The sequence below is a fragment of the Tianweitania sediminis genome, from assembly GCF_017813335.1.
Taxonomy (GTDB): Bacteria; Pseudomonadota; Alphaproteobacteria; order Rhizobiales; family Rhizobiaceae; genus Tianweitania; species Tianweitania sediminis.
Map to the genome: position 1 here is coordinate 1432705 of NZ_JAGIYY010000001.1, position 6453 is coordinate 1439157.

The window sequence follows — 6453 nt, forward strand, 5'->3', positions numbered from 1 at the left end:
GGCAGCCTACGACAATCTTGAGGGGAAAGTGAGTTGACGCGGTTTATCGCCGGACGATTGATCAGCGCGCTTCCGGTCCTGTTCGTCGTTTCGCTTGTGAGCTTTCTGCTTATTGCCGTGGTGCCCGGCGACGTCACGGCTGAAATTGCGGGCGCAGACTCGACGGAAGCGCAGCGGCAATTGATCCGGGAGCAGCTGGGGCTAGACCGACCGCTGCCCGAACAGGCGGTGCGCTGGTACGCGAACCTTTTGCAAGGGGATCTTGGACAGTCTTACCTGTTGAACAGGCCGGTTACGGAGGCGGTGTTCGAGCGTCTACCCGTGACGCTCTCATTGGCGGGGATTGCGCTCGTTCTGGCTGTCGCAATCGGCATGCTGTTGGGAATACTGGCCGCTGTCCGCCACAACAGCTGGGTTGACCAGGGCTCCATGTCCGTTGCCTTGTTAGGTCTTTCGGTTCCCGATTTCTGGCTCGGGCTGATCTTCATTACCGTTTTCGCGGTCGGCCTTGGCTGGTTTCCGACGGGCGGATATGTCCCAATCGCTGAAAGCTTCACCGGCTGGGTGGTCTCGATGACCTTGCCGGCCTTAGCGCTTGCTTTTACCCAGGTGGGCGTTGTTGCCCGCATGACACGTTCCAGCATGCTCGACGTTCTGGGGCAGGACTTCATCCGCACCGCCCGTGCCAAGGGCATGCGCGGCTACACAGTCATCTTAAAGCACGCCCTGCTCAACGCGATGGTGCCGGTGGTCACCGTTGTAGGCGTTATGACCGGTGTTCTTCTGGGCGGCGCAGTGGTGATCGAGTCCGTTTTCTCGCTGCCAGGCGTGGGTCGCCTCATCATCGGTGCCATTCAAAGACGCGATTACCCGATCATCCAGGGCGGGCTCCTGATCACGGCAGCCATCTTCGTCTTCGTCAACATCCTGGTTGATCTCGCTTATGGCTGGCTCGATCCGAGGGTTCGCCATGGCCGCTGATGTCGATTTAGCCGAAACGAACGATCTGCGCCGGGCCATGGCGCGCAGTGCCTGGCGCAGCCGGTATACGTTTCTAAAACGGCTGCTTTCCCACCGCTCCTTTCTAATTGGTGCGGTTCTGTTCCTGTTCATCGTTCTTGTTGCGGTGCTCGCCGATTTGATCGCTCCCTACGATCCCAACAAGAACGACTACCGCAATCTCCTCGCGCCGCCGTCGGCGCTGCACTGGTTCGGTACCGACGGATTTGGCCGAGACATTCTTTCCCGTGTGATGCATGGCACCCGAATATCGCTGGGCATCGGCTTGTCGGTCGTGGTCATGACGGGCTTGCTGGGTGTGCTGCTGGGCACACTGGCTGGCTATGTACGCTGGCTGGACAACATCCTGATGCGCATCATGGATGGGTTGATGGCTTTCCCCGGTGTGTTGCTGGCGATCGCGCTCTCGGCAGCACTTGGGCCTTCGATCCTCAACGCGGTTATCGCGCTAACGGTGACCTTCACCCCGCGAACTGCCCGGGTGGTGCGAGCCAGCGTGCTGGTGATCCGCGAATTGCCCTATGTGGAAGCCGCGGTTGCGATCGGGGCAGGCAACCTGCGCATCATCTTTCGCTACATTCTGGCCAACGCGTTGTCGCCCTTGATCGTGCAGCTGACCTTCGTGTTTGCCGTGTCGATCCTTGCCGAAGCGATCCTCAGCTTCCTTGGTGTCGGACCAAGGCCGCCGGCACCTTCCTTGGGCAACATCATCGCCGAAGGGCGAAACTACCTTCAGGACGCGAGCTGGATTGCCCTTTTCCCGGGAATGGCGATCGCATGCGCGGTGCTCGGCCTCAATCTGATGGGGGACGGCTTGCGCGACGTAATCGATCCTAGACTAAGCAAGGTGCGTGATGCGGGCTGAGACATGACGGGTTCATTGCAAGGAAAAAGGGCCTTTGTCACAGCCGCGGGGCAGGGAATCGGCCGGGCGACGGCGCTCGCGTTTGCCGCCGAAGCGGCCCTGGTCACCGCCACCGATATCGATGGCGAAAAGCTGGCCTCGCTTTCCGCACACGGCATCAGCACCCGACAACTCGATGTGCTGGACCCACATGCGGTAGAAGATGCGCTGCGGGAGAGCGGCAGCCCCGATCTTCTTTTCAATTGCGCTGGTGTTGTGCATTCGGGATCTGTGCTCGACGCCTGGGACGACGACTTTGATTTCGCCGTCGCCCTCAACGTCAAAGCGATGGCGCGCACGATCCGCGCCGCCTTGCCCGCCATGCTCGAGCGGCAGGACGGCTGCATTATCAACATGGCATCAGTCGTTTCCAGCCTGAAGGGTGCTCCGAACCGATTTGTTTACGGCGTCACAAAAGCGGCGGTGATCGGCCTCACGAAGTCCGTCGCGGCAGATTTCGTTGCAAGTGGCATCCGGTGCAACGCGATCTGCCCCGGCACGGTCGACAGCCCGTCGCTGCAAGGCCGCATGCAGGCCGCCGGAGACTACGAGGCCGCGCGTGCAGCGTTCGTTGCGCGTCAGCCGATGGGCCGCCTGGGAACTCCGGAAGAGATTGCTTCTCTTGCCGTTCACCTCGCCGGCGCGAAGTTTACCACTGGACAGGTGCACGTGATCGATGGTGGCTGGTCGATGTAGCTGACGCAACTTGGCGTGTGTCCCTGAAGCTCGCAGGCTAACTCGTCGGCACGAAATTGTATCGGCGGACCAGACTACGAAAGCGTCGTTCATGACGGCGCTTTGCGGCGGCTGTTGGTCACGGGAGTCGCTTCAAAAGCGAACTGCCCGAACTGCTGACGCTTGAAGAGCGCGTCCTACGCACCTAAGTCTTTCGCTAGATCCACCGGCGCTTACCGAAGCACGGATTGCCGGATCTGAGTGTAAGACCAGCAGATAGCCGGGTGGTTCCGGCACGATCTTTCGGGCGTCACATGCCTGTGTAGGCTTCGGTCTTTAGAGCCGCACGAACGAACGATCTTTCGACATGCTTTCATCAGGGGCATGGCGAGAGATCGTGTTTCCACGGGTTCTCGCTTGCCTCGCTTTTAGAGGAAACGAGATGACCCCACCGAGAGGACCCACAAAGGCTTCGGCAAAGATTGCGGCTGCTCTGCGGACCGACTTCGAGCTCGTGATCGAGCTCATTCCAGTCACAAGCTTGAAGCCCTATGAGCGCAACGCGCGCACCCATAGCAAAGCGCAGGTCAAGCAGATCACAGCTAGCATTCGATCGGCAGGCTTTGTTAATCCGATCCTGATCGACGAGAACGACGAGATCATCGCCGGCCATGGACGCCTGGAGGCAGCCGTGTCGCTTGGCATGGAAACCGTCCCGGTCGTGCGGCTGGTTCATCTGACCTCCGCACAGAAGCGGACGCTGAGGCTCGCTGATAACAAGATTGCCGATAATGCCGGCTACAACCTTGAGCTCCTTGCCATGGAACTCAAGGAGCTGGTGATCGAAGAGAGCTTCGAGATCGAAGCGAGCGGCTTTTCCATCACCGAAGTGGATCGTTTGATCTTCGAACAGGAGAACGCGGCTGCCGACCCTGCCGACAGCTTCGCTGAACCAGAGCCGGTGGCTGTTTCACGACCTGGCGATCTGTTTCGCCTTGGAGTCCACCGCCTGCTGTGCGGTGATGCGCGCAAGCAGCAGGATCTGGAGCGGGTTTGCGGCCCGGATTTGATCGACATGGCGTTCCTGGATCCGCCCTACAACGTGCGTGTTGCGGAGATCGTTGGTCGCGGCAGCATCAAGCATGATGAGTTTGCCATGGCTTCAGGGGAAATGTCGACGCCGGAGTTTCGCTTCTTCTTGAAGGAAGCTCTGACGGCCGCCACCGCTTCGTCGCGCAATGGAGCCCTGCACTACATCTGCATGGACTGGAGGCACGTCGAGGACGTTCTTGCTGTTGGTGGTGAGGTCTATGGCTGCCTGATCAATATCGTGGTGTGGCAGAAGTCAAACGGCGGGCAGGGCAGCTTCTACCGCAGCGCTCATGAGATGATCCCGGTGTTCCGCGTTGGCGGCGAGCAGCATCTCAACACGATTGAACTCGGCCGCCATGGCCGCAACCGGAGCAACGTTTGGCAGTATGCCGGCGTCAACACGTTCGGCAAGGAACGCATGGCCGAGCTTGCCTCTCATCCGACAGTCAAGCCGGTCGCGATGGTGGTCGACGCGATCCGCGACTGCACCAAGCGCGGTGACCTGGTCCTTGATACGTTCGCCGGCTCCGGCACAACGATCGTGGCGTGCGAGCGCTCCGGGCGTGTTTGCCGAGCGGTTGAGTATTCGCCGGGCTATGTTGATGTGGCGATCCGGCGTTGGCAGACCTTCACCGGCAAGGATGCCGTTCACGTGGAAACAGGGCTGACCTTCGATGAGCTTGCCGCTGAGCGCGGGGAGGCCGCTTGATGGGAAAGCACCGGAAGAATCCCGATCGCGCGCAGTCACACTATTCGGTAGGTTACGGGAAGCCGCCGCTAGAGACCCGCTTTAAGAAGGGTGAGTCACGCCGAGGTGGTAGCAGAAAGGCGGGCAAGTCGTTGGCGGAGGAGATCAACGAACTGCTGCGCGAGAAGGTGCTCGTCACAGAAGGAGGCGTGCAGCGTCGCCTGTCGAAACGCACTGCCATCTTGAAGACAATGATTGCCAAAGCAGCGAAAGGCGACTTGAGGGCGGCTGACTTTCTTTTTCGCCAGGCGTCGGGTGCCGAGAACGCCCAGGTTTCGGACGAAGCGGAGATGCTGACCGCTGAAGATCTGGAAATGCTCGCCGACTACCTCCGTCGCCAAGAAAGGCATGAAAGCGGCGAGGAGGTGCCCGCCTCACCGGTGGAGCCCAGCGATGGTGCGTAGACCTTCTAACCGTCGCGAAGCATCCGAAAGGCCGCCGGAGAATATCCGGCGGCTCTTGCGCACTGATCTCGTCTCGTTCATCCGACGCTCGTTTCGCGAACTCAGCCCAACAACAACCTTCGCTCCCTCATGGCACATCGCGGCGATAGCATGGGAGCTTGAGCGGATCAGGTTAGGTGAAAACAGACGCTTGATCATCAACATGCCGCCCCGCAGCTTGAAGTCGATCTCGGCGTCAGTCGCGTTTCCTGCGTTCATTCACGGGCATGATCCCAGCTGTGAAATCGTGTGCGTGAGCTATGCCCAAGACCTGGCTGCAAAACTCCACAACGATTATCGTTCTCTGCTAACTTCGTCTTGGTATCGGTCAGTGTTTCCAAGAACGATGGTCGGCCGAAAAGATTCTGAAGCTGAAACGCATCTCACCGCCCGCGGTAGCCGATTGGCGACCTCTGTTGGGGGGACACTGACGGGACGCGGCGGGGACATCATCATCATCGATGATCCCCTGAAGCCGTCTGACGCGTCTTCAGAAAGCTCGCGCACACGGACCAACGAGTGGTTCGGATCCACGCTTCTGTCACGCCAGAATGATAAGCGGACCGCTGCCATCGTGATAGTTAGTCAACGCCTCCATAGCAACGATCTGGCGGGTCATGTCTTAGAGAACGATGGTGATAGCTGGACTCTTCTAAATTTGCCCGCCATCGCTCCGCGTGACGCTGCGATTCCCATCGGGAGAGATCGAGTGCACAACGTGAAGCATGGTGACGTCTTGCATCCAGAACGCGAACCGCGTGACGTCTTGGACGCGATTAGAAGGGAAATCGGCAGCGATCAGTTCGCAGCGCAGTATCTGCAGGAACCAGTGCCCCCTGGCGGAAATATGTTCAAGCGGTCATGGATCCGGCGGTATCATCACGCCCCCGCACAAAATGAAGGCCGCATCATTCAGAGTTGGGACACAGCTGCGAAAACGGGTCCTCAGAATGATTGGTCGGTTTGCACAACTTGGCAGATCATCAACGGCTGCTACTACCTGCTGGACGTTTGGCGGGACAAGGTTGAGTACCCGGCGTTGATCAGTGAGGCCAAATCTTTGGCCCATCGATTTAACCCGTACGTTGTCCTGGTTGAGGATACGAACATCGGGACCGCTCTGATCACCGAATTAAAGGCCGCCCGCGTTCGAACTGAACCCGTACAGGCGTCACAAAGCAAGGAAGCCCGCGCGGCCGTTGTCACAGCTATATTCGAACGTGGAGATGTGTGCTTTCCAGACTGGAAGCCATGGCTTGCGGAGTTGGAAGCGGAGCTGTTTGCTTTTCCTGGTGGACGCCACGACGATCAGGTCGACTCCATAAGTCAGGCGCTCACGCACGCTGTAAGAGGAAAGGGAGGAGTAGCCGTTTCCATAAGAGGCTACTTCTGATGTCCCGCAAATTTGCTGCTGCAGTCGATTCAATCACGCAATCAGAGATAGGAGCTGACGTTGCCCCCGTGGATGCCTTCGGTTTGAACTGGACTCCGTCGACAGGAGACGGAGATGAAGAGAAGCCGGTTCACGGAAGACCAGATCATCGGTGTGCTGAAGGAGCACCAGGCGGGAA

General features: G+C 59.1%; 6 protein-coding genes. All 6 read left to right on the top strand.

Annotated elements, in window-relative coordinates; all coding sequences use genetic code 11:
- Positions 1-33 precede the first annotated feature (33 nt).
- Positions 34-981: an ABC transporter permease gene (locus J5Y06_RS06945; RefSeq protein WP_209334284.1), complete on the top strand. Its 948-nt coding sequence runs from the start codon at positions 34-36 to the stop codon at positions 979-981.
- A 37-nt stretch (positions 982-1018) separates the two neighbouring features.
- Positions 1019-1885, top strand: coding sequence for an ABC transporter permease (locus tag J5Y06_RS06950; RefSeq protein ID WP_209334432.1), 867 nt, complete (start codon positions 1019-1021; stop codon positions 1883-1885).
- Positions 1886-1888: 3 nt separating this feature from the next.
- Positions 1889-2620, top strand: a complete 732-nt coding sequence (locus J5Y06_RS06955; RefSeq protein WP_209334285.1) for an SDR family oxidoreductase — start codon at positions 1889-1891, stop codon at positions 2618-2620.
- A gap of 421 nt (positions 2621-3041) precedes the next feature.
- On the top strand, positions 3042-4400 hold the full coding sequence (locus J5Y06_RS06960; protein WP_209334286.1) for a site-specific DNA-methyltransferase: 1359 nt from the start codon (positions 3042-3044) through the stop codon (positions 4398-4400).
- Positions 4400-4843 (top strand): DUF5681 domain-containing protein, encoded by a 444-nt coding sequence (locus tag J5Y06_RS06965; RefSeq protein WP_209334287.1) that lies wholly within the window; start codon positions 4400-4402, stop codon positions 4841-4843. The genes J5Y06_RS06960 and J5Y06_RS06965 overlap by 1 nt, the downstream gene beginning before the upstream one ends.
- Positions 4844-4898: 55 nt before the next feature.
- Positions 4899-6275: a phage terminase large subunit gene (gene terL, locus J5Y06_RS06970; RefSeq protein ID WP_245247593.1), complete on the top strand. Its 1377-nt coding sequence runs from the start codon at positions 4899-4901 to the stop codon at positions 6273-6275.
- Positions 6276-6453 lie beyond the last annotated feature (178 nt).